Below are 313 nucleotides of genomic sequence, written 5' to 3'. Positions count from 1 at the left end.
CGGCGCTAAGGTCTTGCCTGGTCGCATTTTCGAACCGCGAAACCAGTGCCCACTTTCGCTGAAAATGCTCCGGGTTATTTCCGTGCCAGCGGGTGCACGTCGTTGACCAGCGATTTGAGCCGCTCTTCGAGGACATGCGTGTAGATCTCGGTCGTGGAGACGTCGGCATGGCCGAGCAGGGTCTGCACGGTACGCAGATCCGCGCCATTGGAGAGCAAATGCGTCGCGAAGGCGTGGCGCAGCACGTGTGGGCTGATCTTCTTCGGATCGAGACCGGCCGACACGGAGAGATCGGCGAGGATCTGGGCGAAGC

Annotated in this window: 1 protein-coding gene; it reads right to left on the bottom strand. The window is 61.3% G+C overall.

Features of this window, described 5'->3' with window-relative positions; genetic code table 11:
- Positions 1-74: 74 nt before the first annotated feature.
- A partial coding sequence (locus E5162_RS14370) for a tyrosine-type recombinase/integrase (protein ID WP_158291328.1) occupies positions 75-313 on the bottom strand: 239 nt, incomplete at its 5' end.

Source organism: Marinicauda pacifica (assembly GCF_004793635.1).
In the GTDB taxonomy this organism is placed as follows: domain Bacteria; phylum Pseudomonadota; class Alphaproteobacteria; order Caulobacterales; family Maricaulaceae; genus Marinicauda; species Marinicauda pacifica.
This window is presented reverse-complemented; position numbering and strand designations above follow the sequence as displayed.